The organism is Trinickia acidisoli (genome assembly GCF_017315725.1).
Lineage (GTDB): Bacteria > Pseudomonadota > Gammaproteobacteria > Burkholderiales > Burkholderiaceae > Trinickia > Trinickia acidisoli.
The window spans coordinates 1,240,454-1,264,173 of the sequence record NZ_JAFLRG010000002.1; the positions used below are offsets into that span (position 1 = coordinate 1,240,454).

A 23,720-nucleotide genomic window follows, 5' to 3' on the forward strand; every position below is an offset into this window, starting at 1 on the left:
CGATAGAACAAAAGCGGCATCGCCGTGGGATGCCGTCGCCACACGCCCTCAATTCCTCGCACATGAACGCTGCCGATCCGTCACCGCTGGTTTCCACTGCCTCGCGCGAGCGCATCCGCTTCGGGATCGTGCTGCTGCCGAACTTCACGCTGACGGCGTTTTCCGGCTTCGTCGATATGCTGCGGCTGTCGGCCGACGACAGCGATTTCAGCAAGCCCGTGCGGTGCGCCTGGAGCGTTGTCGGCAAAACCCTCGCGCCCGTGCGCGCGAGCTGCGGCATTCAAATCACGCCGTGGGAAACGTTCGACGAAGCCGAACCGTTCGACTACGTGGTCGTCGTGGGCGGGCTACTGCACTCGGGCCCTCAGTCCGACGACGAGACGCTCGCCTTCATCCGCCGCGCCGCAAGCGGCAGCGCGACGATCGTCGGCATCTGCACGGGCGTGTTCTCGCTGATGCGCGCGGGCGTGCTCGACGGCCATCGCATCTGCGTAAGCTGGTTTCACTACTGGGATTTCATCGAACGCTTTCCGTCGGCAAATGCCGAGATGCTCGTGGCGGATCGTCTCTTCGTGATCGACCGCCGCCGCATTACGTGTTCGGGCGGGCGGGCATCGATCGACGTCGCCGCCGCCATCCTGCTGCGGCACTTCGATCATTCGACGGTGCAAAAGGCGCTGCGGATCCTACTCGTCGACGAAATGCAGAAGGGCAACGCGCCGCAGCCGCATCCGCCTGGGCTCGAGCCCGCAACGCATCCGAAAATCAAGCGCGCGATCTTGCTGATGGAACAGCATGTCGGGCGCGCGCTGCCGCTTGACGAGCTCGCTTGCAAACTCGATCTTTCGCCGCGTCAGCTCGAGCGGCTGTTCAAAGCGCAGACGGGCAAGACGCCGCAGACGTTCGCCAAGCACGTACGGCTGCGCACGGCCGCATGGCTGTTGACGAGCTCGGATAGAACCGTCGCCGACATTGCGTCGAGTTGCGGCTTCTCCGATGCCTCGCACCTGGGCCGGGAATTTCGCAAGCAGTACGGCATGCCGCCGATTGCGTTTCGCGAACAACGTACAGGCGACGAGTCAGACGATAAGGAGTGCGAAACATATTTCGCCGCATCGGGTGCGACGTTCTGAGCATCCGATGCATGCGTTGCGCCCCGAATCGGAAAACCCCGATCACCCGGGGTTTCGCAAGACATCACCCGCACGCGGCGGGTATCGATTTCACAGCCTCAATGCGAAGCGATATACGACTTCACCGCGGTGAGCCCGTCTTTGCCATCGAACGTCGTGACACCCGCCAGCCACTTGTCGAGCACCTGCGGGTTCTGCTTCAGCCACGCGGTCGCGGCCTTGTTCGGGTCTTCCTTGTTCATGATCGGCATCATCACGTGATTTTCGATGTCGGTCGTGAAATGCAGATTCGACACGAGCTTCGCGGCATTCGGGCAGCGCGCGGCGTAATCGGGCGGCGTCGCCGTAAAAACCTTGGCCTCGCCATAATTCGGGCCGAACACCGAATCGCCGCCGCTCAGATAATCGATCTTCATCTGCACGTTCATCGGATGCGGCTCCCAGCCGAGGAACACGATCCATTGCTTATCGCGGATGGCCCTGTTCACTTGCACGAGCATGCCGGCCTCGCTCGACTCGACGAGCTTGAATTTGCCGAGGCCGAATTGATTGCCGTCGATCATCTTCTCGATCAGCGCATTGCCGTCGTTGCCGGGCTCGATGCCGTAGATCCGGCCGCCGAGCTTGTCGGCATACTTCTGAATGTCGGCAAACGTTTTGAGGCCGCCGTTGTAGACGTAATCGGGCACGGCCAGCGTGTATTTCGCGCCGGTCAGGTTAGGCGTGCCGAGCACTTCGATCTGCTTGGCCTTGACGAACGGCTCGATCATCGGGTCCATCGTCGGCGACCAATAGCCGAGAAATACGTCGATTTGCTTGCTCTTGATGCCGGCGAACGTGATGGGCACCGACGCGATCGTTTTCGTCGGGTTGTAGCCGAGCCCCTCGAAGACGGCCGAAGCGAGGCCCGTCGTGGCCGCGATGTCGGTCCAGCCGACGTCGGCGAAACGCACGTTGCGGCACACCGCCGAATCCGAGGCATACGCGCTCGTCGTTACCAGGGCCGCGGCCGCCAAGGCCCAACCTGCTTTCATCAAGCATTGCTTCATTAGACGCTCCTCCATTCGTACAGTTATATCGGCTTATCGCCGTTTTTCGGATACATCGATACTTCGTAAGGACTCCTAAATATCCTCATCGAATCAATTCGCTTGGCGGCGTTCCCGGCTAGGCGCATAGCCGAACTGCGCGCGATAGGCTTTGCTGAAGTGGCACGGCGACTGGAAGCCGCAGACCGCCGTCACCCGTGCGATCGACGCATCGGTCGTGCGCAGCAGGTCGCGTGCGCGACGCAACCGCAACGAGAGGTAGTAGTGAGTGGGCGACACCTCGAGGTACACCTTGAACATCCGCTGCAAGTGCCGTTGCGACAATCGAACGAGCCGCGCGAGCTCCTCGAGCGATAGCGGCTCCTCGATGTTCGCCTCCATGAGCCGCACGACTTCGATGAGTTCCGCGCGCGAGAACCCGATGCGAGCATCGACCGGAATCGGTTGATGATCGGAAGCGCTGCGAATGCGCTCCAGGATGAACTGCGCCGATACTTGTGCGGCAAGGTTGCGGCCGTGCCGTTCGCCGACGAGGTGCAGCATCAAATCGAGCGGCGCCGTGCCCCCCGTGCAAGTCATGCGATCGCGATCGATGACGAACAACTCGTCCCGGAACTTCACGCGCGGAAATTCGGCATGCAACGCCGACATGTCTTCCCAATGCACGGTACAGCGATAGTCGTCGAGCAACCCCGCGCTCATGAGTGCGTAGGCGCCCGTGCAGATCGCGCCAAGCTGAACGCCGCGTTCGCCCAGGTCGGCCAGCAGCGCCTTCACGTTCGCGTCGACGACGCTGCGGATTTGCGTGCCGCCGCAAACGATGAGGGCATCGGGAATGCCGACTTCCTCGAGCGTTCTCGTCGGCGTGACGGTGACGCCGTTGCTGGCCCGCACCGGCACGCCGTCGGCCGATACGACGGACCAGCGGTAGTGCGTCGCGCGGCCGACATAGTTCGTCATCCTAAGCACCTCGACAGCGCTCGTGAATGCGATCATCGAGAAATTCGGAAGCGTCAGAAACCCGAAATGCACGGGCATCGACGGAACGGCTTCTGGCTGCATCACGGTGGCCGACGTCATGCTTGCCTCGCCTCGCTCAGCTTTGCGTAACGGGTTGCTGGGCGTTCGCGCGCAGCCGCATTACGCTGCGCAGGCCTTGGAAGCGCGGCGCGACGGCCGTGCCCGGCGTGCGACCGAAGCTTTCCGTGATCCGGTCGAGAATGATCGCGAGCAGCACGACGGACAAGCCGCTTTCGAAGCCTAGGCCGATATCCAGCCGTTGAATGCTGGCAAGCACGTCGTTGCCCAGGCCGCCCGCGCCGACCATCGACGCGATGATCACCATCGAGAGCGCCATCATGATCGTCTGGTTGACGCCCTGCATGATCGAAGGCAGGGCATTGGGAAACTGCACCTTGTAGAGCAACTGCCAAGGCGTGCAGCCGAAGGCCTGCCCCGCTTCGACGATCTCGCGATTGACATGCCGAATGCCGAGGCTCGTGAGACGCACCGCGGGCGGCATCGCGAACACGACGGTCGACAAGATCCCCGGCACGCGACCGAGGCCGAACAGCATGGCCGCCGGAATCAGATAGACGAATGCGGGCATCGTCTGCATCAAGTCGAGGATCGGGCGCACGACGAGTGCGACGTGTTTGTTCTTCGCCGTCCAAATGCCCAGCGGGATGCCGAACACGAGACTGATCAGCGTGGATGACAACGTCAACCCGAGCGTGATGACGGTTTGATCCCAAAAGCCGGTCGCGTAGATCAACAGCAGCGAAAGCGTCGTGAACAACGCAAAGCGCCAGCCGATGCGCCAAAGCCCCACGCCGATAAAGAACGCCATCAGCGCCCACATCGGGACCGCTTGCAGGCCGTGCTCGACGAGCCCGGCGAGACTGTCGATCGCGCGCCCGATCATGTCGAACGCGTGGCTGTCGTGATCGAGCAGATAGTGGACGGATTGATCGACCCAACTGCCGAGTGGAATGAGTTCAGACATGGGAGCCTCGCGTACGCGTGATGGCTTGAAGAACGACGGCACGATCGACCGAGCCGCAATAGCAGCCGTCGTCGTCGACGACGGGCAGTGCGCGCGGATGCGCCACGACGCGCGAGACGACCTGTTCGAGCGTCGCGCTGCGCGCGATGCATTCGATTTGCGCGAGGCTCGGCGTGCCGCCGCCCAGCGCGTCGCGCGTCACGAAGCCGCGAATCTTGCGCTCGCCGTCGAGCACGAAGGCATATTCGGCGCTGCCGTTCAGCGACGCGGCGACGCCCGCCGCATCGAGCTCGCGCACGAGCGGCACGGCATCGGTCTGCATCAGGTCGCCGGCCGTCAAGTAGCGGCTCGTATCGACGCCTTCGAAGAAGGCGCGCACGTAATCGTTCGCAGGACGGCTGATGATTTCCTGCGGCGTACCGAGCTGCACGACGCAGCCCCCTTCCATGATCGCGATGCGGTTGCCGATTCTGAGCGCCTCTTCGAGATCGTGCGAGACGAACATGATCGTGCGGCGCTGTTCCTTCTGAAGCTGCAGCAGCACGTTTTGCATTTCCTTGCGCTTGAGCGGATCGAGCGCGGAAAATGCTTCGTCCATGATCATCAGCGAAGGGTTGACGGTCAGCGCGCGTGCGAGGCCGACGCGCTGCTGCATGCCGCCCGAGAGCTCGGCGGGCAGCTTGTGCGCGAACGGCGCGAGCCCCACTTGCTCGAGCACCGACATCGCTCGAGCCTCGCGCGTCTTGCGCGCGACGCCGGCCACTTCGAGACCGAAGGCTGCGTTCGAGAGCACGGTGCGCTGCGGCATCAGCGCAAACGACTGGAACACCATGCTCATGTCCGTTCGGCGCAGCGCAGTCAGCTCGCTGCGCCGCGCCGCAACAACGTCGCGCCCGTCGATCAGCACTTTGCCGGCCGTCGGATCGACGAGCCGATTGATCAGTCGAATCAACGTGGACTTGCCGGAGCCGGAGAGCCCCATCAAGACGAATATTTCGCCCTCCTGAACGTCGAACGAAACATCGTGCACGCCGACGATCTGGCCCGTGCGAGCGAATATCTCGTCCTTCGTCGCGCCGGCGGCCAGCATGTCGAGCGCCTGCTTGGGGTTCGTGCCGAACACCTTGCACAGCCCCTGCACCATCACCTTCGGTGAACTCATTTCTTCCGTCTCCTTGCGGCAGGCCGACGCCTGCACAGTCTGCCTACATAGTTGCCAGAAAAAGCGCGGGGTAGCCGACGAATTCCGACGCACGCTTGCGAAAATGCGACACAGGCGCCACCGCCCATCCGCCCCTTCATCCCTGCAAGCGCCGTAGGATAAGGCGCTTCGTGTCGATTGCAATCTCCGCATGCGAGAGGCATGTCGCGAAACGACAGATCCGCGTCCGAAACAGCGTGCGCATTGCGCATATCGGTTGGCAATACTCAGCGCAATCAGATCCGTACCCGATTGGAGCCCGGGCAAGCAAGCTGACCAAGATCGATTACAACGACGACGACGGAGCGCACATGAGTCAACGCAAGACCCCGCCACGCCTATCGACCGCCGCTCTCGGCGGCGCGGCGCTATTGATCGGATCCCTGCATGCGCCGGCTGCGCTTGCGCAAACAACCGACGCGAACAGCGCGAATACAAGCGCGCCGAGCGCCGTAACGGCGGCGCCCGCCGATCCCGCCTCATCGGCGGCAAGCACGGCGCCGGCAACACTCGCGGCGACGCCCGCAGCGCCCGCCGCATCCCCCTTCATGGCCAACGTCACGCTCGCGTCGCAATACGTGTCGCGCGGCTTCCGGCAAACCTGGGGCAAACCCGCCATTCAAGGCGGTTTCGACTACACGCATCCGAGCGGGTTGTTCGCGGGGACGTGGCTCTCGAGCGTCAGCAGCAAATTCATCGAAGGCGGCACCGCCGAATGGGATTTGTACGGCGGCTACGGCGGAGCGCTCGGCGATCTGTCGTACACGGGCACGCTCTACTACTACGTGTACCCGGGCGCGCACATGGCGGCAAGCGCGACGAGCTACAACTACGGCGAGTTCGTGACGGCGCTGACCTACAAGTGGTTCACGGCCAAGTATTGGCTGACGTACACGCCGAATTACTTCGGCTACGACAGCCAGTCGCTCGGCATCGGCAGCGGCAAGAACAGCCGCGGCTCGGGCTACCTCGATCTCAATACGAACATCGACCTCACTCACGGCTTCTCGCTGCTGTTGCACTACGGCTGGGAACGCGTGCAGAACTTCTCGGCCTATAACTGGCAAGACGCGAAGGTGGCCGTCTCGAAGACGTTCGACGGCGGCTGGACGCTGACGGGCGCGATAACGAAAGGCTGGGGCGCGACCAACGTCTACGATCGCTATACGACGGGCGCACCCGATTCGTCGGGCAACATCGCCGTATCGAACCCGCTGCAAACGACGTTCTTCGCAACGATCACCAAGGTGTTTTGAAGGGCCTAGGTTCTGGGCTAGGTCCGGCGCATGCCGCCCCCCGAGAGCGGCGCCGGACGGCGTCTGCGTAGCTCGACGCCGTCCGCTTTCGTTTCATGACAGAATGGCCGCGTCTTGTCACCTGCCGATACGCGACATGCCATGTCTGACGCGCTGTGCTCCGAAGCGGCGGCCGATCATGCGCTGCGCTGCGCTTCGTGAAGTCACTATGTCGAGCACCCTTCTCCAATCGATGCTACGCGGGCGGCCTCGCCGCTCGTTCGTTCTCGCGGCTTGCGCGGCCGTCTTCGCGGCCGGTTGCTCCGTGCTCGCCGCGGCCGACCCCAATGCGCTTTGGCAAATCGTCAATTTCAATTGCGTACCCGCGGCGCACACGACGGGCAAGGCGGGCATCTGCGCGAGCGTCGATCTGCAAGGGCGCTACGCACTGCTGCACGATCGAGACGGTGTGGCCCAGCATCTGTTGATTCCGACCGATCGAATCTCAGGCATCGAAAGCCCGCTGCTGCTGGCGCCGGACGCGCCCAATTACTGGGCCGATGCATGGGATGCGCGCCGTTATGTCGAAGCCTCGTTGAACAAGGCGGGACGCGCAACGCTTGCCGACGATGAGATTGGATTGGAAATCAACTCGGCAATGCGCCGCTCGCAAGAACAACTGCATATCCATATCGACTGCATGCGCGCCGACGCCGCGTCCGCGCTCGCCCGACATCGAAGCGATCCGCCGCGCGTGTGGCGTTGGGACACGATCGATGGCGCGCGCTATCGCATCATGCGCATCCCTGGGCCCACCTTCGATTTCAATCCGTTCGACATCGTCGCGGGCGGCAAAACGAGTCCCGACATCATGGCGTCGCAGACGATTTTCGTGACGGGCGCCGGGCCATCGGCCACGGACGCAGGCTGGCTCATTCTCAACAGCAGCCTCGATACCCACGGCGGGACGGGTTCCGCCGAAACGCTGCTCGATCATCGTTGCGCGGCGGCGGAAGCGTCGTAGGCGGCGGTAGGCGCCCGCGGCGAAGAGGCGATCGAATATTCCTGTGACGCATAAATTGTGTTTATGCCCATAGAGAATATTTCACGCATACTCGGTCGCCGATAAAATATTTCCTATACGAATATTTGTTGTTTATGCCTGTGAGGCATATACTGGCTTTATTCCCCACAGGAATATCGACGATGATCATCGTGAGCACTCCATCGCAGCTTGGCGAGGTCCTACTTTCCGCTAGGAAAGCCAAAGGCATGACACAGGCTGAGGCGGCCGCATATCTCGGCGTCGGCCAGCCGCGCTTATCGTTGCTCGAAACGACGGCTACCGACTCGCTCTCGCTCGACCAAATGCTCGCCCTTTTTGCGCTATACGGGTTGGAGTTGCAGGTGCATCCGCGCGACGCCCGCTCCCACCAGGGCGCGGCAGACGACCAGCCGGAGTGGTAACACATGGGTCGCCGTTCACACACACGCGCCCTGTCCATCTGGGCCAACGGCGAACGCGTCGGCACTTGGATTCTTCCGGCAAACGGTGCGATGGAATTGCGCTACACCGAAAGTTGGAAGCAATCGGCCGTAGGCCGGCCGCTGTCTCTTTCCCTGCCTTTCGGCGTCGACGATCTTCCCTTAAGAGGGGAGCGCGTGGAAAACTATTTCGACAATCTGCTACCCGACAGCCCCGATATTCGCAAACGGATCGCGGCACGCTTCAAGACACAAACCCTGGAAGCATTCGATCTGCTCAAAGCCATCGGGCGCGACTGCGTGGGCGCCGTGCAGTTGCTCGACGAAGACGAAACGCCGAGCAACGTCGATCGGATCGAAGGCACACCGTTGTCCGCCGACGATATCGAACGCATCTTGCAACGCATGCTGGGCAGCGAGCCGATTTGGCCCACCGACGACGAGGACGATTTCCGCATTTCACTGGCTGGCGCGCAGGAGAAAACCGCCCTCCTGTATCGAGACGGTCAGTGGCTCCTACCGCGCGGCGCCACGCCGACGACGCATATTCTGAAGCTCCCGCTCGGACTGCTAGGTCGAAAGAAGGTGGACTTCCAGATCTCCGTCGAAAACGAATGGCTGTGTCTCGCCGTTCTCGACGCATACGGCTTGCCCGTGCCGAAAGCCGACGTCATGACGTTCGGCTCGCAGAAGGTATTGTGCGTCGAGCGATTCGATCGCACATACGGCCGCAATGGTGCGTTGCTGCGCTTGCCTCAAGAGGACTTTTGCCAAGCGCTCGGCGTCTCCCCACATCGCAAGTACGAAGCGCATGGCGGCCCAGGCATACGCGAGATCGCAGGCATCCTGCAACAGTCCCAGCGCGCCTCCGAAGACATCTCCAACTTCCTGCGTGCGCACATCCTCTACTGGATGCTTGCGGCGCCGGATGGCCATGCCAAGAACTTCAGCCTCCGGCTGCTGCCGGGCGGCCGCTTCCAAATGACGCCGCTCTACGACGTCATGTCGATTTGGCCCGTGGAAGGCGACGGCGGCAATCAATGGTCATGGCACAAAGCCTCGCTTGCCATGGCCGTTTGGGGCACCGGCAGGCACTACCGGATGCGCGACATCAAGCGCAGCCACTTCAACCAAACGGCCCGCCTCTGTCGCTACGGTCCCAATGCAGAGCCGCTCATCGCGGAAATTCTGCAGCGCACGCCGCAAGTGATCGAATCCGTCTCGGGCGCGCTGCCACCGCGTTTTCCCGAGAGAGTGGCCGAGCGAATCTTCAACGGCCTGCGCGAAGCGGCCGAGCGCCTGCAATCGATGGAGCCCGCGCAAGGGGATTAGGACGTCTCGCGTATTGCCTATCGGACTGCCTATTTGCAATTTTTTGCACTTTTTTCGTGTCATTCGCAAATCCGATGTTGCAAAATGCCGCGGCGCTGCACGCAAGGCGCCGCGAGCGATCCGCTTGATGAAAGCGGCCGCCCAAGGCGTATTTCGTGCTGGGCGAGAGCAATAAGCGACAGCAATAACGATCGCAATCGCAAGGGTAAGAACGAAGAGGCAGGGAACATGCAATACACCATGCACCGGTTTGCGGTCGCCGTGATCGCCGCAGTGGCCATCGCCAATCTGAACGGCTGCAGTTCGTTGTACACCGAAAGCGCTACGGCGGGCGCCGGTATCGGCGGCGCGGCGGTCGCAGCCAAAGTCACGCGCAACGCCGCCGTCGCGACCGGTATCGGCTTGGGTGCCGTGGCGGCCGCGAAAGCGGGCGTGCAGTACACGGAACGCGTCGTGCACACGCATACCCAGGACTCGATCGCAACCGCGGCGGGGCCGCTGGCGATCGGCGCGGTCGCGCCGTGGGCCATCAAGCACTCGGTACCGATCGAGGACAACGAGCACGGCCGCGTGACGGTGAGCCGCGCGATCAGCACCGGCGCGCTCGATTGCAAGGAAATCGTCTTTTCCGTCGATGAAGACGCGACGAAGAAGAAGCCTGCGTCGAGCGCGTTCTATGTCGCTTCGATCTGCCGCGACGGCAATGCGTGGAAATGGGCCTCGGCCGAACCCGCGACCGAACGCTGGGGCGCGCTCCAATGAGCGCGCGCCTCGTATTGGTCGCGCTCGTCTGCGCGGGCGTGAGCGCCGCGATGAGCGGCTGTGCGTCGATTGGGGCGGCGAGCGGCGCGGTCGCCGGCGTGGCGACAGGCGCGGTCACCGCGAACCCGGCGGTTGGGATCGGCGTCGGCATCGCCGTGCAAGCCGCGACCGATGAAGCCGTGAACCGCTACATGCGCGTCATGCATCAGGAGCAGCAGGATGCGATTGCCTCACTGGTTGGCGACCTGCCGGTCGGCGGGTCGCAACCGTGGCGGGTCAAGCATAGACTGCCGATCGAAAACGGGCACGGCGAAGTGCGGGTGACGCGCGCATTCGACACCGCGCTGGCGAGCTGTAAGGAGTTCGCGTTCTCGGTCGTCGACGGCGACAAGCCGGATGCGACGGCCGACTGGTTTACCGCGAGTGCCTGCCGGCAGGGCACGGTGTGGAAGTGGGCATCGGCGGAACCGGCGGTCGAGCGCTGGGGGACATTGCAGTAGCTATCGAGTGCCGTCCTCGCTATCCGCTTCGCTCTCACTCAGCATCGAAGCGATAAAGTTAGGATCCCTAAGTATCCACTTGCATTGCGTGACGCTTCCGCCGCACAAAGTCTTGACGGGTGGGCCGAAGCTGGGCGCAGCGTTGAGCCTCCCTTCCGATTGGCTGAAAATATTGGCCACACCCGCATAATGCGGCATACACCGATATCGTGTCGGGTCCGATACAAGGAGCCGATATGCCTCTTGCATCATGCACGTATAGATTGAACGGTGAGCAACGCTCGACGCTCACCTGCGACGGACGCTCGTTCATCGCTTTCTCCGGCAATGCCGATGACGTGAACTCGCCTACGGCCATCGCACATGTCGATTCGGGCCCGTTGCCCACCGGACGGTACTACATCGACGACGAAACGTATATCGACGGCGTAAGACGCGGCAACTTCAGGTTGCACCCGATCGGTAGCGGCCGCATCAGCAAGGGATGCATTACGCTTGTAAGCGCCACTTCATTCGCACAGTTGAGCGCATATCTCCGAGGCGGCAAAGTCGCATACATTCCGGGCACACGCATTCGCTGTTACGGCGTCGTGGAGGTTCTATGACCACTGTCTTGAAATTGCTTTTCATCATCGCGCTATCCACTGCTTTGTGTCGCTTGGTCTACGCGTCCGACGCATTCTCGGCGTGGATCAACAGCACGAGCGGCGTTCACTTTTTTGCGCCGCTTAGTCGTGGGCTCGGGTCGATCGGGCCGGAAGATGACGAAAACATCCTGCTCGCCGTCGCTCTCGGTCTTTGCTCGTTGCCATCGACGCTAGCCGTTCTGAGCGATCAGGCACTGGTACGAAAACGCTGATAAATGGAGATTGCTCGACACACGGGCGATGCCTATCCCGCCCGCAACCCACGCTCGGCCAACCAAGCCTGATTGAACAGCCGCGCGAAATACAAACTGCCGCGATCGCATAGCAGCGTCACGATCGTATGCCCCGGCCCTATCTCGCGCGCAAGCTGCACGGCCGCCGCCACGTTGATTCCCGTCGAGCCACCGACATACAACCCCTCTTCACGCAATAGCCGATAGACCATCGTCACGCAGGTCTGATCGTCGATACGCAGGGCATCGTCGATCGGCGTGCCTTCCAGATTGGCCGTCACGCGGCTCGAGCCGATCCCCTCCGTGATGGAATTGCCCTCGGCCTTGATTTCACCGGTTTTGACGAAGCCGTATAACCCACTGCCGTTTGGATCGGCCAGCACGATCTTGACCGCATCGTTGCGCTCCTTCAGAAAACGCGCCACACCCGCCAGCGTCCCGCCCGTGCCCGTCGCACAAACGAACGCATCGATCTTGCCGTCGGTATCGCGCCAGATCTCCGGACCCGTGGTTTCATAGTGCGCCTGACGATTGACGACGTTGTCGAACTGGTTCGCCCAAATGGCGTTTTCGGTCTGTTCCGCCAGTCTGCCCGCGATCTTCTGATAATTGTCGGGATCTTTGTAAGGCTTGGCCGGCACGGGTAGAACCTGCGCCCCGAGCACGCGTAGCAGGTCCATCTTTTCCTGCGATTGCGTTTCGGGAATCACGATCACGCAGCGATAGCCGCGTGCGGCACAAAGGTGCGCAAGACCGATGCCCGTGTTGCCGGCGGTCCCCTCCACAACGGTGCCGCCAGGCTTGAGCGCGCCACGGCGCTCGGCATCGCGAATGATGTAGAGCGCGGCGCGATCCTTGACCGACCCGCCAGGATTCATGAACTCGGCTTTGCCGAATATCTCGCAACCCGTTTCCTCGCTCAGACGAGCGAGCCGAATCAGCGGCGTGCCGCCGATCGCACCGATGAAGCCATCGCACCGAGGCATGACACCCTCCTCACCGAAGACAGGATGCAAACGCTTCCAGCATAGGCCACGCGACGAGGCATTGCGATGCTTCGATTGCGGCACCGCGCGGATGAGCGGCCCGCGATGAGCCGCGCCGCTTACTTCATCCTTACGACTTACTGCGCTTCCATGACGAGCAACTGCGCACCGTCGGCCACTTGATCGCCGACGCCGTAGAGCACTTCGGCCACCTTCCCCGCCGTAGGCGCGCCAATCGTATGCTCCATCTTCATCGCTTCCATCACGATCAGCGGCGCGCCTTTTTCCACGACGGCACCCGGCTCAACGAGCACCGCGATCACCTTGCCCGGCATCGGCGCGGTCAGTCGTCCTTCGCCATGCTCGGCATCGGCCGCATGTGCAAGCAGGTTCTGCCACTCGAACGCGAGCGCCGAGCCTTGGCAGAAAACGTGAAAGACGTCGCCGTCGGCAAACACGCGCCCCGTCACGCGCGCCTCTCCGAGACGCGCACCGAACGTATGCGGCTCGCTGCCGCGCCACCAGTCGAACGATTCGGCCACACCATCGTGCTCGAGCGTGCGCGAGTCGCCCTCACGCGCATAGACGACCTTGAACGCGCTTTCGCTTTCCGTGTCGCGCCATTCGATCGTTTGCCGATAGCTACCGTTCAAACGCCAATGCGACAACGCATCCCACGGCGATGCGGCCTGCGCGACGCCGCTTTCACGCATCAGCAACGCGCCGCATGCGAGCGCCAGCGCTTCTTTGAAGGGCTTGTCGACCGATGCGAACAGTTCGTCGTGGTGGCGTTCGATGAGGCCCGTATCCAATTCGGCCGTCGAGAACGGCTTGCTTTCGACGATACGCCGCAGAAATGCGACGTTCGTTTGCGGGCCGACGGCTTCGCAGCCTTGCAGTGCGCGGCTCAAACGCGCGAGCGCCTCTTCGCGATTGGCGCCGTGAACGATCAGCTTCGCGATCATCGGATCGTAAAACGGCGTGATCGTATCGCCCTCGCGCACGCCGCTGTCGATGCGCACGGGCGCGCGCGAGGGTGCGCCGATCGTGAACTCGACGGCTGCCGGCATGCGCAGATACTCGAGCGTACCTGTCGAGGGCAAAAACCCGCGAGCCGGATTCTCGGCATAGACGCGCGCCTCGATCGCATGACCGTCGATACGCAACTCGTCCTGGCGCAACGGCAGTGGGTCGCCCGCCGCTACGCGCAACTGCCATTCGACGAGGTCCTGCCCGGTGATCATCTCCGTGACCGGATGCTCCACTTGCAGCCGCGTGTTCATCTCCATGAAGTAGAACGCGCTATCGGTCATGATGAATTCGACCGTGCCGGCGCCGACATACGAGACCGCGCGCGCCGCCGCGACGGCGGCCTCGCCCATCGCGCGGCGCACGTCGTCCGACAAGCCAGGGGCGGGCGCCTCTTCGAGCACCTTCTGATGACGGCGCTGCACCGAGCAATCGCGGTCGAACAAATAGACGGCGCCGCCGTGCTGATCGGCGAACACCTGCACTTCGACGTGACGCGGACGCGTCAGATATTTTTCGATCAGCACGCGATCGTTGCCGAAGCTGCTGGCGGCCTCGCGTTTGCACGAGGCCAGCGCTTGCGCGAAATCTTCACCCTTCTCCACGACGCGCATGCCCTTACCGCCGCCGCCCGCGCTCGCTTTGAGTAGAACGGGATAGCCGATGGCATCGGCTTCGCGCTGCAATAGTTCGGACTCCTGATCATCGCCGTGGTATCCGGGTACGAGCGGCACGGCTGCCGCCTGCATCAGCGCTTTCGCCGCGGCCTTCGATCCCATCGCGGCGATAGCCGAGACGGGCGGCCCGATGAACACGAGCCCCGCCGCCTCGCAGGCTTGCGCGAATGCTTCGTTCTCCGAAAGAAATCCGTAGCCCGGATGCACGGCCTGGGCACCCGTGCGCAACGCGGCGTCGATGATGCGCTCGATGCGCAAGTAGCTCTCGCTCGCGGCCGCACCGCCGATATGAACCGCTTCGTCGCAAGCGGCAACGTGCTTGGCATTCGCATCGGCATCGGAATACACCGCGACGCTTGCGATCCCGAGCCGCTTGCACGTTGCCGCCACGCGGCAAGCGATCTCGCCGCGGTTCGCAATCAAAATCTTGTTGAACATGGAAAGTCTCGCAATGAGGCGGCTATCGGTTGCGTATCGGTTGCGTATCGATTACGGCTACGTACTAGTTGCGGTCAATCGCGCCAGGCCGGCGCGCGCTTTTCGAGGAAGGACGCCACACCTTCGCGCCCTTCCGCGCTCGCGCGGATGCGTGCGATGCGGCGAGCGGTATCGTCGATCAACGCTTCATCGAGCGCATGCCCTGCTACGTCTTGCACGAGCCGTTTCGATTCGCGCACGGCCTGCGGGCCGTTCGCGCACAGCGCCGCGGTGATCTTCTGGACGGTGCTATCGAGTGCATCGGGAGCCACCATCTCGTGCACGAGCCCAAGGCGCTGTGCCGTCGCGCAATCGAACGGTTCGGCCGTCGCGAAGTAGCGCCGCGAGGCGCGCTCGCCAAGCGCACGCACGACGTACGGCGCGATGGTCGCGGCAATGAGGCCGAGCCGTGCTTCGGAGAGACAGAAGCGCGCGCTGTCGACGGCCACGACGATATCGCTGACCGCGACCAGGCCCACGCCGCCCGCATAGGCGTCGCCCGATACGCGAGCGACGACGGGCTTGCCCGCCCGATAGATGGCCGACAGCATATCGGCCAGGCGCCGTGCGTCGACACGGTTCTCCTCGTCGGAGAACGCCGCCATCTTCTTCATCCAGTTCAGATCGGCCCCGGCACAAAACGCAGGACCCTGGGCGGCGAGCACGATCGCGCGAATGTCTTCGCGCGCTTCGAGTTGGCCGAATGCGTCGGTCAGCTCGGCGATCGTCGTCTCGTTGAACGCGTTGCGCACGTCGGGGCGATTGAGCGTAATGGTCGCCACGTGCCCGGCGAACGAGCATTCCAGCATGCTGTATTGCATCGATTGTCTCCAGTCGACCGGACCGTGCATCACATTCTGAATACGCCGAAGCGCGTGTCTTCGATCGGCGCGTTCATGGCTGCCGAGAGCCCAAGCCCCAGCACGTCGCGCGTCTGAGCCGGGTCGATGACGCCGTCGTCCCAAAGGCGCGCGCTCGCATAGTACGGGTGCCCCTGATGCTCGTATTGATCGCGAATCGGCTTCTTGAACGCCTCTTCCTCCTCGGCGCTCCAAGCGCCGCCCTTCGCTTCGATGCCGTCGCGCTTGACCGTGGCCAGCACCGACGCGGCCTGCTCGCCGCCCATCACGGAGATGCGCGCATTCGGCCACATCCAGAGGAAGCGTGGCGAGTAGGCCCGGCCGCACATGCCGTAATTGCCGGCACCGAACGAGCCGCCGATGATGACCGTAAACTTCGGCACCTTCGCGGTGGCGACGGCCGTCACCATCTTCGCACCGTGGCGCGCAATGCCTTCGTTCTCGTACTTGCGGCCCACCATGAAGCCCGTGATGTTCTGCAAGAACACGAGCGGAATCTTGCGCTGGGCGCACAGTTCGATGAAATGCGCGCCCTTCACCGCCGATTCGGAGAACAAGATGCCGTTGTTCGCCACGATCCCGACCGGGTGGCCCCAGATATGCGCGAAGCCGGTGACGAGCGTGGTGCCGAAACGCGCCTTGAATTCGTCGAACTCGGAATCGTCGACGATACGCGCGATGACTTCGCGCACGTCGAACGGCTTGCGCGTATCGACGGGAATCACGCCATAAAGGCTTTGGGCATCGTAGCGCGGCGGCTTCGGCTCGCGCATCACGACGCCCGGCTGCTTCGTGCGATTGAGCTTGCCGACGATGCCGCGCGCCAACGCGAGCGCATGCGCGTCGTTCTGCGCGAGATGATCGACCACGCCCGACAGCCGCGTATGAACGTCGCCGCCGCCCAGATCTTCAGCGCTGACTTCCTCGCCCGTCGCGGCCTTCACGAGCGGCGGACCGCCCAAAAAGATCGTGCCTTGGTTCTTGACGATGATCGACTCGTCGCTCATCGCGGGCACGTAGGCGCCGCCGGCCGTGCACGAACCCATGACGACGGCGATCTGCGCGATGCCCGCGGCCGACATGTTCGCTTGATTGAAGAAGATGCGGCCGAAGTGATCGCGATCGGGAAAAACATCGTCTTGATTCGGCAGGTTCGCACCGCCCGAATCGACGAGATAGACGCAAGGCAATCGGTTCTCCGCGGCGATCTCTTGCGCGCGCACGTGCTTCTTGACCGTCATCGGATAGTAAGTGCCGCCCTTGACCGTCGCATCGTTGCAGACGATCACGCATTCTTGCCCGGCGATGCGCCCGATGCCCGTGATGACGCCGGCGCCCGGCGCCGCGTCGTGATACATCCCGAACGCGGCGAGCTGCGAGAATTCGAGAAACGGCGTGCCCGGATCGAGCAATTGCGCGATGCGATCGCGCGGCAGCAGCTTGCCGCGCGAGATGTGCTTATCGCGCGCGGCTTGACCGCCGCCGAGCGCCAGGTGGGCCACCTTAGCCCGCAGGTCGGCGACGATCGCGTCGAGCGCGGCGGCGTTCGCTCGAAAATCTTCCGAGCGCGGGTTCAATTTGCTTTCGATGATCGGCATAAGACTCGATGCTCCGTCTCGCGGCGTTCGTCTTGAAGATGTCTTGAAGATGGCTCGGCGTCAAAGCGTTTCGGCGAACAGCTCGCGGCCGATCAGCATGCGGCGCACTTCGCTCGTACCCGCGCCGATTTCGTAGAGCTTCGCGTCGCGCCACAAACGGCCGACCGGATACTCGTTGATGTAGCCGTTGCCGCCGAGGATCTGGATCGCCTCGCCGGCCATCCAGGTCGCTTTCTCGGCGGTATAGAGGATGACGCCCGCGCAGTCCTTGCGTACTTGGCGCACGTGCTCCTTGCCGAGCGTGTCGAGTTGGCGGCCCACCGCATACAGATAAGCGCGGCAGGCTTGCAGCGTCGTGTACATGTCGGCGACCTTGCCTTGAATCAGTTGGAACTCGCCGATTGGCTGGCCGAACTGCTTGCGGTCGTGGATGTACGGCACGACGGCGTCCATGCAAGCGAGCATGATGCCCGTCGGGCCGCCGGCCAGCACGGCGCGCTCGTAATCGAGTCCGCTCATCAGCACCTTCACGCCGCCGCCCAGTTGCCCGAGGATGTTCTCTTCCGGCACTTCCACGTCTTGGAACACGAGCTCGCCCGTGTGCGAGCCGCGCATGCCGAGCTTATCGAGCTTTTGCGCGACCGAAAATCCTTTCATACCCTTTTCGACGATGAAGGCCGTGATGCCGCGCGCGCCCGCTTCGACGTCCGTCTTCGCGTAGACGACGAGCGTGTCGCAGTCCGGGCCGTTCGTAATCCACATCTTCGTGCCGTTCAGCACGTAGCGATCGCCGCGCTTGTCGGCACGCAGCTTCATGCTGACGACGTCCGAGCCCGCATTCGGTTCGCTCATCGCCAATGCGCCGACGTGCTCGCCCGACACGAGCTTCGGCAGGTATCGGCTCTTTTGCGCCGGCGTGCCGTTACGGTGGATCTGGTTGATGCACAGGTTCGAGTGCGCGCCGTAGGACAAGCCCACCGAGGCCGAGGCGCGCGAGATCTCTTCCATCGCGATCATGTGTGCCGTATAGCCCATGTTCGCGCCACCGTATTCCTCGGACACGGTCATACCCAGCACGCCGAGATCGCCGAACTTGCGCCAGAGGTCCATCGGAAACTGATCGGTGCGATCGATCTCGGCCGCCCGCGGGGCGATTTCCTTCGCCGAGAAGTTGGCGATCGTGTCGCGCAGCATGTCGATGTCTTCGCCGAGCGCGAATTGCAAACCAGGCACATTGCTCATGAATGTCTCCTCGAATTCGGATTGAGGCCGAAATGGCCCGTGAGCGGCACGCGCTCGATTACCGCGCATTTCACGCCACATTTACGTAAGCGTCAACAATTTTCTTGAGTAATGCTCATTTTTCATACCGCGACGACGACGCAGCGCCGCGGTGCTAATATCCAGTCCAGCAACCAAGCGGGCGCGACAAAGTTGAATACGACTCAGACTGGGGAAGAATCGAAGGCCGAAGCGGGCGGCACGCGGCGTCAGCCCGCCGGGCGCAAATCTCAGCAACGGGTGAAGGACATCCTTCGCGCGGGGCGCGAGGTATTTTCCGAAAAGGGATACGAACGTGCGACGACCGCGGAGATCGCGCAGCGCCTGGGCGTGTCCGAGGCGACCGTCTTCAGTTACTTTCGCGGCAAGCGCGAGCTTTGCGCACGCGTGATCGCCGATTGGTACGACGAAATCATCGCGGCAATCGAAACGGGCTTGCCGCGAGACGGCAGCGCGCGCCAGCAGTTCGCCTTCATCGTCCGCACGCACTTGCGGCTCATGCTCGTGCACGGCACGGGCATGTGCTCGCTCGTTTTGTCCGAAGGCCGGGCGAAGCATCACGAACTGAGCGCCGAACTGACCGCCCTGCAGCGCCGCTATACGGCGCCGCTGATGCGCGTGCTCGCACAGGCGCAGCAGGCGGGGCAGATTCGCGCCGATTTACCGCTGCGCCTGATGCGCTCGATGGTGTTCGGCCCGATGGAGCACGTGCTCTGGGACGCCGCGCTCGCGCATCGAAGCCCGGACCTCGACGTCACGGCCGACCGTCTCGCCGACGTTCTATGGGCAACGCTGCAGCCGCCGGCTCCCGCGATCACGGCCCTCGTGCGCTTGAGGGACGACCTCGGTGAAGCGATGCGGCGCTATGAGTCAGCCCCGCCCTTGTCGGCCAAAGAAAGTGCGAAAGGCGTCGCCGCGGGCACCGCATCCGACAAGCGCAAATCGCGGCGCGTGAAAACCGACGATTGACGCGACCCTTCCGGCGCCGCGGGCACGAGCCCACCCCGGCCGAGCGCACACAGGCATGCGTGCTTGCCGAACCCAAGTGCGACGGCTATCGTTAGGACTCCCCATCTTTTCCCCGCTTCGATGACTACCCGACTCACGCCCGAGATCGCCGCGAAGTTCGCTGACCTGGCCCTATCCCATCTCACGCTCGAATATCCGAACAAGCTCACGCATTCGCTCGCCGGTCCGCAAGACGTGCGCTCGCCGCGCGAGTTGCATCCGATCTTCTACGGCAGCTACGACTGGCATTCGTGCGTGCACGGATATTGGCTCCTGTTGCGGCTGCTCGATCGATACCCGGCACTGCCGCAAGCGCAGGCGATCAGCGAAGTCGTCGACACCCATTTCACCCAAGCCAACGTTGCCGGCGAACTTGCCTATTTGAGCCTGCCTCACAATCAAGGCTTCGAACGGCCGTACGGTTGGGGATGGCTGCTCGCGTTGGCCGGCCAGCTCGATGCGATGCGCTCGTCGCAGGCCGCACGCTGGGCCGCAACGCTTGCCCCGCTGACAAATGTCTTCATCGAGCGATTCGAGACGTTTTTGCCGAAGGCGACCTATCCGCTGCGCGTCGGAACGCACTTCAATACCGCGTTTGCCCTCGCAGGGGCGCTCGACTTTGCCCGCGCAACGGGGCGTACCGCGTTCGCGGCGCTGATCGAGGAAACGGCGCGGCGCTGGTATGAGCGCGATGCGGACTGCCAGGCGTGGGAGCCCAGCGGCGACGAATTCCTGTCGCCCGCTTTGATGGAAGCCGAACTGATGCGGCGCGTACTGCCGCTCGACGCGTTCAACGTCTGGTTCGACCGGTTCTTGCCCCGCTTGGCGCAGCGCGAACCGGCCACGCTGTTCGTGCCGGCAACCGTCACCGATCGCACCGACGGCAAAATCGCCCATCTCGACGGGTTGAATTTAAGCCGTGCCTGGTGCCAACGCTCGCTTGCCTCGGCGTTGCCCGACGGCGACGCGCGCAAGCGGCTACTCGAAGAAGCGGCGCAAACGCATCTGAATGCGGCGCTCGCTCACGTTGCCGGCGACTACATGGGTGAGCATTGGCTCGCGACGTTCGCGCTGCTGGCGCTCGAGGCTTGAACTCAACCGAGCGCGCGCAACGCCAGATCCACGATGTGCTCGAGCCGAGCATCGTCATCGACGACCTTGCTCATCACGCGCAAGCCCTGCGTCACGCAGAGCAGGAATTCGCCGACAGCCTTCTCATCGAGCGACGACTCGAATTCGCCGGCCGCCTGGCCTCGAATGACGGCTGCCGTCAATAAGGTCGTCATGCGTCGCTGAACGGATTCGACGCGTTCGCGCAAGGCTGCATCGCCTGCTTGCATTTCGAGGGTCGTATTCGTGATGAAGCAGCTACGCTCGCCGTTCATCGCGTTCGTGACGCGAGCGTAGTGCAGCAAGGCGTCCCGCAACGACTCGCGCGTAGGCAATTGCGCGGCCAGACGCTCAGCCAGACGCGCGACCACACCGTCGGCGTAATGATCGAACGCGGCCAGCAGCAAACCGTGCTTATCGCCGAATACGCCGTAAAGGCTTCCGCGCAGCACGCCGGTTGCCTCGCATAAATCGTCGATCGACGTCGCGTGGTATCCCTGGCGCCAAAAGATTTGGCTCGCGCGATCGAGCACGTCCACCGTGTCGAATTCGCGTGGACGGCCGCGCGGCGCGGCTCCCTGGGCACGCCGGGCTCGGGTGATCGGTTGGGTAGTCATGCGGCCGATATTATGACTTATCATTCAATAATTCAAGCGCCACCCAACCACCGAGCCCTCCGCGCTTAGAGCATCGCCACCACGCGCACGTTGCCGTCGTCCGCAGACGGGACGACCTTCTCCCCGACGCGCCGAAACGTGATCGAAACAGACCCCTCACCCACGCGCAAATCGCGAAGCTCGAGCCAATCGATACCCTCGGGCAGTGCCGGCCGATCGATTCGCACTTCGCCGCGCACCGCATCGACCGTCACGCCGAGACAGGCTTCGAGCATCATGAACGGCGCGCCCGCTGCCCATGCTTGCGGTAAACACGCAACGGGGTAAGCGGTCGGCGGTTCACCGCGCTGGCGCGTAAACCCGCAAAAGAGCTCGGGCAGCCTCATGTCGAAGCTCACGGCGGCTTCGAACAACGCCTGCAGCAGATGCACCGCCGCCTGCTTGTCGCCGTAGCGCGCGAACCCTCGCGCGCACAGCGCGTTGTCATGCGGCCATACCGAGCCGTTGTGGTACGCCATCGGATTGAAGCGCGCTTGGCCGGCGGCGAGCGTGCGCACGCCCCAGCCCGTATGAAAGAGCGTCGATTGCAGTTGCCGCGCGACGGCTTCGCCGCGCGCCCGCGTGGGCAGCCCGAAGGCGAGCAAATGCCCGGCGTTCGATGCGGGTACACGGCAGAGTTCGCCATGCCCGTCGAGCGCGATGCCGTAAAAGTCGAGTTCCGGCATCCAAAACAAGGCCTCGACGCGCTCGCGCAAAGCGACGGCCCGCGCCGCATAACGCGCGGCATCTTCGCTCAACCCGCGCTGCGTCGCGAATTCGGCCATCGTATCGAAGGCCGCGCACGCGTAGGCCTGAACCTCGACGAGCGCGATCGGGCCTTCGGGCATGCGTCCGTCCGCATGGAACACCGAATCGTGACTGTCCTTCCATCCTTGGTTGGCCAAGCCGCGATCCGACTCGCAGCGGTAATCGAGCAGGCCATGGGGATTCTTGTCGCAAACGGTCGACACCCATTGCGCCGCGCGTTCGAGCGCCGGCCACAACTCTCCGATAAGGGCATGATCGCCCGTACGCGCCGCATACGCGCCCGCGAGCACGATGAACAGCGGCGTGGTGTCCACACCGCCGTAGTAAAGCGCAAAGGGCACCTCGCCGGTCGCGGCCATTTCGCTCTTGCGCATCTCGTGCATGATCTTGCCCGTGGCGGCGTCGCGAAACTTCGAATCCTCGCGCGCTTGATGCTCGGCGAGAAAACGCAGCACGCCGCGCGCAAGCCACGGCTGCAGCCATAACGTCTGCAACGAGGTGACGACCGCATCGCGCCCGAATGGTGTCGAGAACCACGGAATGCCCGCGTAGGGATAGGGGCCCGTCGGCAAATCCGTGGTCAAAAGGCTGAGGTCGGCAAATGAACGGTCGAGCCAGGCGTTGAACAAAGGATTGCTCGAGCGCAGTCGCGCCGTCGCTCGGCGGCGTTCGCGCATCGACAAGTGCGCGTTCGCCAGCGCCGCGCGCACGGCCGCCCGCCCTACGCGAGGCCGCACCGCGTCGATCTGCGTCAGGTGCGCGGGATGCGAACTATGCGGCGGCAGCGCAACTTGCACGCGGGACAGCTCGGCGCCTCCTTCGGTCGACACGGCATGCGCGTGCGCGGCGACCGACAAATAGACCGACACGCATGCATGCGCCGGCAGTTCGACGGTGTAATCGGCACGGTCGGCAAAAAGCTGATTCGGCGCCGGCGCGAATGCGATGTCCACGCGCCGCAGAACGTGATCGAGCCCGACGTAAGCGAGCCGCACGTCGTCCCGCCCCACTTGAGGCGTTTCGGTCGTGCCGTGCTGCGCGCGCTTGAGGCCACGCACCTCGAACATATCCTTGAAATCGCTGGCGAAGGAAATCGACAGCGGCACGACGGCATCGGTAAAGCCGTAGTTCGTCAACGTGATCGCTTCATAGAGCACCGTGCCGCTCAGCACGCGCAGCCGCTCCACGTGGATCACGCCTTCGGGCGTGCCTTCGCCGCCGAGCGGGGGCAGCGGATTATTCGTGAGATGCGCGGTGAACGACGCGTTGTCGTTGCTGACGTTGCCGGACAGGAGCGACGGCGCCCGCCCGCCGAACGTCAGGCGCAGTTGCGACAGCATGCGCGTGTCGTTGACGAACAGGCCGTCGTCGAGGCCATTGATGTCGCCGAGCGGATCGTTCACGACGAACGTATCGCCCGACTTCAGCACGTATTGGCTCGTGCGCGCGATGTAGGGGTGCTCGGGCGCGATGAACGCGCCTGCTTGGTCGCCGTGCAGCGGCGCGCCCGTTTGCGTGGGGGTGTCATTCAGTGCTTCGGTGTCGAGCATCGTCTCGCTCCTGTTCGAAGGGGGTGCTTCACGCCGACTCCATGCCTTGCGGCCGTTGGCTTGCCTCGATTGTAGGAAGCGACGCGTGAAGGAAACAACCGGTCAAACCGATCTTGCATCGCTCGCCGATTCATGCAA

21 protein-coding genes and 1 pseudogene are annotated in these 23,720 nt (G+C 63.3%); 11 read left to right on the forward strand and 11 right to left on the reverse strand.

The features are described 5' to 3' along the window. Nucleotides 1–62 precede the first annotated feature (62 nt). Nucleotides 63–1,133, forward strand: coding sequence for a GlxA family transcriptional regulator (locus tag J3485_RS23965; RefSeq protein WP_206956821.1), 1,071 nt, complete (start codon nucleotides 63–65; stop codon nucleotides 1,131–1,133). Between the two features lie 98 nt (nucleotides 1,134–1,231). Here the strand turns inward: J3485_RS23965 and J3485_RS23970 are convergent, their stop codons facing one another. From J3485_RS23970 to J3485_RS23985, 4 genes and pseudogenes are all read right to left on the reverse strand, one after another. Continuing rightward, nucleotides 1,232–2,167 (reverse strand): choline ABC transporter substrate-binding protein, encoded by a 936-nt coding sequence (locus J3485_RS23970; protein WP_374192485.1) that lies wholly within the window; start codon nucleotides 2,165–2,167, stop codon nucleotides 1,232–1,234. A 108-nt stretch (nucleotides 2,168–2,275) separates the two neighbouring features. After that, complete coding sequence (locus J3485_RS23975) at nucleotides 2,276–3,262, reverse strand: GlxA family transcriptional regulator (protein ID WP_206956823.1); 987 nt, start codon at nucleotides 3,260–3,262, stop codon at nucleotides 2,276–2,278. 16 nt (nucleotides 3,263–3,278) lie between these two features. Continuing rightward, the gene (choW, locus tag J3485_RS23980; RefSeq protein ID WP_206956824.1) at nucleotides 3,279–4,187 is read right to left on the reverse strand and encodes a choline ABC transporter permease subunit; all 909 of its coding nucleotides are present in this window, start codon (nucleotides 4,185–4,187) and stop codon (nucleotides 3,279–3,281) included. After that, nucleotides 4,180–5,466, reverse strand: a pseudogene (locus tag J3485_RS23985) (quaternary amine ABC transporter ATP-binding protein); the annotation flags it as partial. The pseudogene J3485_RS23985 and the gene choW, both read right to left, overlap by 8 nt. 233 nt (nucleotides 5,467–5,699) lie before the next feature. Here J3485_RS23985 and J3485_RS23990 point away from each other — a divergent pair. The 8 genes from J3485_RS23990 (at nucleotide 5,700) to J3485_RS24025 (ending at nucleotide 11,561) form a co-directional block, all read left to right on the forward strand. Continuing rightward, on the forward strand, nucleotides 5,700–6,644 hold the full coding sequence (locus J3485_RS23990) for a TorF family putative porin (RefSeq protein WP_206956826.1): 945 nt from the start codon (nucleotides 5,700–5,702) through the stop codon (nucleotides 6,642–6,644). Between the two features lie 208 nt (nucleotides 6,645–6,852). Then, nucleotides 6,853–7,647, forward strand: coding sequence for a CDP-diacylglycerol diphosphatase (locus J3485_RS23995; RefSeq protein WP_206956827.1), 795 nt, complete (start codon nucleotides 6,853–6,855; stop codon nucleotides 7,645–7,647). Nucleotides 7,648–7,895: 248 nt separating this feature from the next. Further along, entirely contained in the window at nucleotides 7,896–8,090 is a 195-nt protein-coding gene (locus J3485_RS24000) for an XRE family transcriptional regulator (protein WP_374192462.1), read from the forward strand. Nucleotides 8,091–8,093: 3 nt separating this feature from the next. Then, on the forward strand, nucleotides 8,094–9,440 hold the full coding sequence (locus J3485_RS24005; protein WP_206956829.1) for a type II toxin-antitoxin system HipA family toxin: 1,347 nt from the start codon (nucleotides 8,094–8,096) through the stop codon (nucleotides 9,438–9,440). Between the two features lie 228 nt (nucleotides 9,441–9,668). After that, nucleotides 9,669–10,202 carry a hypothetical protein gene (locus tag J3485_RS24010; protein WP_242538909.1) on the forward strand — a complete coding sequence of 178 codons (534 nt, stop codon included), beginning with the start codon at nucleotides 9,669–9,671 and terminating at the stop codon, nucleotides 10,200–10,202. Continuing rightward, on the forward strand, nucleotides 10,199–10,702 hold the full coding sequence (locus J3485_RS24015) for a hypothetical protein (RefSeq protein ID WP_206956830.1): 504 nt from the start codon (nucleotides 10,199–10,201) through the stop codon (nucleotides 10,700–10,702). Before J3485_RS24010 ends, J3485_RS24015 begins: the two co-directional genes overlap by 4 nt. A gap of 236 nt (nucleotides 10,703–10,938) precedes the next feature. Further along, nucleotides 10,939–11,307, forward strand: coding sequence for a tlde1 domain-containing protein (locus J3485_RS24020; RefSeq protein WP_206956831.1), 369 nt, complete (start codon nucleotides 10,939–10,941; stop codon nucleotides 11,305–11,307). After that, nucleotides 11,304–11,561 carry a hypothetical protein gene (locus J3485_RS24025; protein ID WP_206956832.1) on the forward strand — a complete coding sequence of 86 codons (258 nt, stop codon included), beginning with the start codon at nucleotides 11,304–11,306 and terminating at the stop codon, nucleotides 11,559–11,561. The genes J3485_RS24020 and J3485_RS24025 overlap by 4 nt, the downstream gene beginning before the upstream one ends. 32 nt (nucleotides 11,562–11,593) lie before the next feature. On the opposite strand, the gene J3485_RS24030 is transcribed toward J3485_RS24025, so the two are convergent. The 5 genes from J3485_RS24030 to J3485_RS24050 form a co-directional block, all read right to left on the reverse strand. Continuing rightward, nucleotides 11,594–12,568 (reverse strand): cysteine synthase A, encoded by a 975-nt coding sequence (locus J3485_RS24030; protein ID WP_206956833.1) that lies wholly within the window; start codon nucleotides 12,566–12,568, stop codon nucleotides 11,594–11,596. A gap of 137 nt (nucleotides 12,569–12,705) precedes the next feature. Beyond that, nucleotides 12,706–14,712 (reverse strand): acetyl/propionyl/methylcrotonyl-CoA carboxylase subunit alpha, encoded by a 2,007-nt coding sequence (locus tag J3485_RS24035; RefSeq protein WP_206956834.1) that lies wholly within the window; start codon nucleotides 14,710–14,712, stop codon nucleotides 12,706–12,708. Nucleotides 14,713–14,786: 74 nt separating this feature from the next. Next, on the reverse strand, nucleotides 14,787–15,572 hold the full coding sequence (locus J3485_RS24040) for an enoyl-CoA hydratase/isomerase family protein (RefSeq protein ID WP_206956835.1): 786 nt from the start codon (nucleotides 15,570–15,572) through the stop codon (nucleotides 14,787–14,789). 29 nt (nucleotides 15,573–15,601) lie between these two features. Beyond that, nucleotides 15,602–17,209: a carboxyl transferase domain-containing protein gene (locus J3485_RS24045; protein ID WP_206956836.1), complete on the reverse strand. Its 1,608-nt coding sequence runs from the start codon at nucleotides 17,207–17,209 to the stop codon at nucleotides 15,602–15,604. Nucleotides 17,210–17,269: 60 nt separating this feature from the next. Continuing rightward, entirely contained in the window at nucleotides 17,270–18,451 is a 1,182-nt protein-coding gene (locus tag J3485_RS24050) for an isovaleryl-CoA dehydrogenase (protein WP_206956837.1), read from the reverse strand. Between the two features lie 192 nt (nucleotides 18,452–18,643). Here J3485_RS24050 and J3485_RS24055 point away from each other — a divergent pair, with 192 nt between their 5' ends. Then, nucleotides 18,644–19,459: a TetR/AcrR family transcriptional regulator gene (locus J3485_RS24055; protein ID WP_242538910.1), complete on the forward strand. Its 816-nt coding sequence runs from the start codon at nucleotides 18,644–18,646 to the stop codon at nucleotides 19,457–19,459. A 120-nt stretch (nucleotides 19,460–19,579) separates the two neighbouring features. Then, nucleotides 19,580–20,590 carry a DUF2891 domain-containing protein gene (locus J3485_RS24060; RefSeq protein WP_206956839.1) on the forward strand — a complete coding sequence of 337 codons (1,011 nt, stop codon included), beginning with the start codon at nucleotides 19,580–19,582 and terminating at the stop codon, nucleotides 20,588–20,590. A 2-nt stretch (nucleotides 20,591–20,592) separates the two neighbouring features. On the opposite strand, the gene J3485_RS24065 is transcribed toward J3485_RS24060, so the two are convergent. Continuing rightward, nucleotides 20,593–21,225: a TetR/AcrR family transcriptional regulator gene (locus tag J3485_RS24065; protein ID WP_206956840.1), complete on the reverse strand. Its 633-nt coding sequence runs from the start codon at nucleotides 21,223–21,225 to the stop codon at nucleotides 20,593–20,595. A 65-nt stretch (nucleotides 21,226–21,290) separates the two neighbouring features. Further along, the gene (locus tag J3485_RS24070; RefSeq protein ID WP_206956841.1) at nucleotides 21,291–23,582 is read right to left on the reverse strand and encodes an amylo-alpha-1,6-glucosidase; all 2,292 of its coding nucleotides are present in this window, start codon (nucleotides 23,580–23,582) and stop codon (nucleotides 21,291–21,293) included. Nucleotides 23,583–23,720 lie beyond the last annotated feature (138 nt).

Excerpts from the sequence above, each read along its gene's own strand:
- J3485_RS24010 (WP_242538909.1), top strand. The coding sequence starts at position 9,669 with ATGCAATACACCATGCACCGGTTTGCGGTCGCCGTGATCGCCGCAGTG.
- J3485_RS24025 (WP_206956832.1), top strand. The coding sequence starts at position 11,304 with ATGACCACTGTCTTGAAATTGCTTTTCATCATCGCGCTATCCACTGCT.
- J3485_RS24040 (WP_206956835.1), bottom strand. The coding sequence starts at position 15,572 with ATGCAATACAGCATGCTGGAATGCTCGTTCGCCGGGCACGTGGCGACC.
- J3485_RS24050 (WP_206956837.1), bottom strand. The coding sequence starts at position 18,451 with ATGAGCAATGTGCCTGGTTTGCAATTCGCGCTCGGCGAAGACATCGAC.
- J3485_RS24030 (WP_206956833.1), bottom strand. The coding sequence starts at position 12,568 with ATGCCTCGGTGCGATGGCTTCATCGGTGCGATCGGCGGCACGCCGCTG.
- J3485_RS23990 (WP_206956826.1), top strand. The coding sequence starts at position 5,700 with ATGAGTCAACGCAAGACCCCGCCACGCCTATCGACCGCCGCTCTCGGC.
- J3485_RS23975 (WP_206956823.1), bottom strand. The coding sequence starts at position 3,262 with ATGACGTCGGCCACCGTGATGCAGCCAGAAGCCGTTCCGTCGATGCCC.
- J3485_RS24060 (WP_206956839.1), top strand. The coding sequence starts at position 19,580 with ATGACTACCCGACTCACGCCCGAGATCGCCGCGAAGTTCGCTGACCTG.
- J3485_RS24065 (WP_206956840.1), bottom strand. The coding sequence starts at position 21,225 with ATGACTACCCAACCGATCACCCGAGCCCGGCGTGCCCAGGGAGCCGCG.
- J3485_RS24005 (WP_206956829.1), top strand. The coding sequence starts at position 8,094 with ATGGGTCGCCGTTCACACACACGCGCCCTGTCCATCTGGGCCAACGGC.
- J3485_RS24035 (WP_206956834.1), bottom strand. The coding sequence starts at position 14,712 with ATGTTCAACAAGATTTTGATTGCGAACCGCGGCGAGATCGCTTGCCGC.
- J3485_RS24000 (WP_374192462.1), top strand. The coding sequence starts at position 7,896 with ATGACACAGGCTGAGGCGGCCGCATATCTCGGCGTCGGCCAGCCGCGC.
- J3485_RS24015 (WP_206956830.1), top strand. The coding sequence starts at position 10,199 with ATGAGCGCGCGCCTCGTATTGGTCGCGCTCGTCTGCGCGGGCGTGAGC.
- choW (WP_206956824.1), bottom strand. The coding sequence starts at position 4,187 with ATGTCTGAACTCATTCCACTCGGCAGTTGGGTCGATCAATCCGTCCAC.
- J3485_RS24045 (WP_206956836.1), bottom strand. The coding sequence starts at position 17,209 with ATGCCGATCATCGAAAGCAAATTGAACCCGCGCTCGGAAGATTTTCGA.
- J3485_RS23970 (WP_374192485.1), bottom strand. The coding sequence starts at position 2,167 with ATGAAAGCAGGTTGGGCCTTGGCGGCCGCGGCCCTGGTAACGACGAGC.
- J3485_RS24070 (WP_206956841.1), bottom strand. The coding sequence starts at position 23,582 with ATGCTCGACACCGAAGCACTGAATGACACCCCCACGCAAACGGGCGCG.
- J3485_RS24020 (WP_206956831.1), top strand. The coding sequence starts at position 10,939 with ATGCCTCTTGCATCATGCACGTATAGATTGAACGGTGAGCAACGCTCG.
- J3485_RS23965 (WP_206956821.1), top strand. The coding sequence starts at position 63 with ATGAACGCTGCCGATCCGTCACCGCTGGTTTCCACTGCCTCGCGCGAG.
- J3485_RS23995 (WP_206956827.1), top strand. The coding sequence starts at position 6,853 with ATGTCGAGCACCCTTCTCCAATCGATGCTACGCGGGCGGCCTCGCCGC.